The 3,356-nt window shown below is 49.1% G+C and carries 2 rRNA genes; both read left to right on the top strand.

From position 1 onward, the window contains the following. The first annotated feature begins 185 nt into the window (after nt 1-185). Nucleotides 186-3,085, top strand: a 23S ribosomal RNA gene (locus ACGH47_RS11290). A 147-nt stretch (nt 3,086-3,232) separates the two neighbouring features. Further along, nucleotides 3,233-3,348, top strand: a 5S ribosomal RNA gene (rrf, locus tag ACGH47_RS11295). Nucleotides 3,349-3,356 lie beyond the last annotated feature (8 nt).

Consider the following 3,356-nt stretch of genomic DNA (forward strand, 5'->3'; position numbering starts at 1 on the left):
TGAATTAAATTATGTTTGTATTTACTTATATGAGTAAATAGAAAGATAAAGCTCTTTAACAATTAGGAACAAGCTGAAAGAAACGAGTTCTCGTTTTTACGGAAGGCATTGATACGAAAGTATGGGTGTTTGAAGTAGAAAAGAGAAAAAAGCGTAATAGAAACCAAGACAACTGTGAGTTGTAAGGTTAAGAAATTAAGCGTACACGGTGGATGCCTAGGCAATCAGAGGCGAAGAAGGACGTGTTAATCTGCGAAAAGCGACGGTAAGCCGATAAAAGGCGTTATAGCCGTCGATGTCCGAATGGGGAAACCCAGTGCAGGTGACTGCACTATCATCTGATGAATACATAGTCAGATGAGGCGAACCGGGAGAACTGAAACATCTAAGTACCCCGAGGAAAAGAAATCAACCGAGATTCCCCTAGTAGCGGCGAGCGAAAGGGGAGGAGCCCAAAGCGGGTAGCATAATGTATCAGTGGAAGCGTCTGGAAAGTCGCACGATAGAGGGTGAAAGTCCCGTACACGAAGGTAGATTATGTGGAAGCTTGAAGAGTAGGGCGGGACACGTGATATCCTGTCTGAAGATGGGGGGACCATCCTCCAAGGCTAAATACTCCTGATTGACCGATAGTGAACCAGTACCGTGAGGGAAAGGCGAAAAGAACCCCGGGAGGGGAGTGAAATAGACCCTGAAACCGTGTACGTACAATCAGTGGGAGCATGTGTCGTTGGGCATGTGTGACTGCGTACCTTTTGTATAATGGGTCAGCGACTTATATTCTGTAGCAAGGTTAACCGAATAGGGGAGCCGAAGGGAAACCGAGTATTAACTGTGCGTTAAGTTGCAGGGTATAGACCCGAAACCCGGTGATCTAGCCATGGGCAGGTTGAAGGTTGGTTAACACTAACTGGAGGACCGAACCGACTAATGTTGAAAAATTAGCGGATGACCTGTGGCTGGGGGTGAAAGGCCAATCAAACCGGGAGATAGCTGGTTCTCCCCGAAAGCTATTTAGGTAGCGCCTCATGAGTAACTGTTGGGGGTAGAGCACTGTTTCGGCTAGGGGGCCATCCCGGCTTACCAACCCGATGCAAACTCCGAATACTGACAAGTTTAATCATGGGAGACACACGGCGGGTGCTAACGTTCGTCGTGAAGAGGGAAACAACCCAGACCGCCAGCTAAGGTCCCCAAGTCATAGTTAAGTGGGAAACGAAGTGGGAAGGCTTAGACAGCTAGGATGTTGGCTTAGAAGCAGCCATCATTTAAAGAAAGCGTAATAGCTCACTAGTCGAGTCGGCCTGCGCGGAAGATGTAACGGGGCTAAAACTATGCACCGAAGCTGCGGCAGTGCACGCAAGTGTATTGGGTAGGGGAGCGTTCTGTAAGCCGTAGAAGGTGTGTTGTGAGGCATGCTGGAGGTATCAGAAGTGCGAATGCTGACATAAGTAACGATAAAGCGGGTGAAAAGCCCGCTCGCCGGAAGACCAAGGGTTCCTGTCCAACGTTAATCGGGGCAGGGTGAGTCGACCCCTAAGGAGAGGCCGAAGGGCGTATCTGATGGGAAACGGGTTAATATTCCCGTACTGGCTATAACTGCGATGGGGGGACGAAGAAGGCTAGGTTTACCACCTATTGGATGGTGGGTTAAGCGTGTAGGGGTGTGATTAGGCAAATCCGGTCACTGAGACCCTGAGGCGTGATGACGAGCTACTAAGGTAGTGAAGTAATTGATGCCCTGCTTCCAGGAAAATCCTCTAAGCTTCAGGTTATAGTTAATCGTACCCGAAACCGACACAGGTGGTCAGGTAGAGAATACTCAGGCGCTTGAGAGAACTCGGGTGAAGGAACTAGGCAAAATGGTGCCGTAACTTCGGGAGAAGGCACGCTGATGGTAATTGAAGTCCCGTGCGGATGGAGGTGAAATCAGTCGAAGATACCAGCTGGCTGCAACTGTTTAATAAAAACACAGCACTGTGCAAACACGAAAGTGGACGTATACGGTGTGACGCCTGCCCGGTGCTGGAAGGTTAATTGATGGGGTTATGCGTAAGCAGAAGCTCTTGATCGAAGCCCCAGTAAACGGCGGCCGTAACTATAACGGTCCTAAGGTAGCGAAATTCCTTGTCGGGTAAGTTCCGACCTGCACGAATGGCGTAATGATGGCCAGGCTGTCTCCACCCGAGACTCAGTGAAATTGAAATCGCCGTGAAGATGCGGTGTACCCGTGGCAAGACGGAAAGACCCCGTGAACCTTTACTATAGCTTGACAGTGAACATTGAGCCTTAATGTGTAGGATAGGTGGGAGACTAAGAAGTGTGTACGCCAGTATGCATGGAGTCATCCTTGAAATACCACCCTTTAATGTTTGATGTTCTAACCTATACTTCTGAATCGAGGTAAGGGACACTGTCTGGTGGGTAGTTTGACTGGGGCGGTCTCCTCCCAAAGAGTAACGGAGGAGCACGAAGGTTAGCTAATCCTGGTCGGACATCAGGAGGTTAGTGCAATGGCAAAAGCTAGCTTGACTGCGAGAGTGACGGCTCGAGCAGGTACGAAAGTAGGTCATAGTGATCCGGTGGTTCTGAATGGAAGGGCCATCGCTCAACGGATAAAAGGTACTCCGGGGATAACAGGCTGATACCGCCCAAGAGTTCATATCGACGGCGGTGTTTGGCACCTCGATGTCGGCTCATCACATCCTGGGGCTGAAGTAGGTCCCAAGGGTACGGCTGTTCGCCGTTTAAAGTGGTACGCGAGCTGGGTTTAGAACGTCGTGAGACAGTTCGGTCCCTATCTGCCATGGGCGTAGGAAAATTGAGAGGGTTTGCTTCTAGTACGAGAGGACCGAAGTGAACGCACCGCTGGTGTACGGGTTGTGATGCCAATTGCATTGCCCGGTAGCTACGTGCGGAATAGATAAGTGCTGAAAGCATCTAAGTACGAAACTAGCCTCGAGATGAGTTTTCCCTGATGAGAATCAGTAAGGTCCGTTTGAGACTAAGACGTAGATAGGTCAGGTGTGTAAGTGTAGTGATACATTGAGCTAACTGATACTAATGAACCGAGAGTCTTAACCTTACAACTCGGAGTTGTTTTGGATACGCGAGAGAGAAGATAAAATCATCGGAAGGTGGTTAAAGAATGTAGAAACAGTTTGTTCCGGATTGAGGAATTGATGTAAAGATGAGATAATGACATCAATAGAGAAAGAGAAGACAGGATATGTCTGGCGGTAATAGCGCGGTGGTCCCACCTGACCCCATGCCGAACTCAGAAGTGAAACGCCGTAGTGCCGATGGTAGTGTGGGTATTACCCATGTGAGAGTAGGGTGCCGCCAGACTTTTAAAT

This window comes from Gilliamella sp. CG16 (assembly GCF_046635785.1).
In the GTDB taxonomy this organism is placed as follows: Bacteria; Pseudomonadota; Gammaproteobacteria; order Enterobacterales; family Orbaceae; genus Gilliamella; species Gilliamella apicola_I.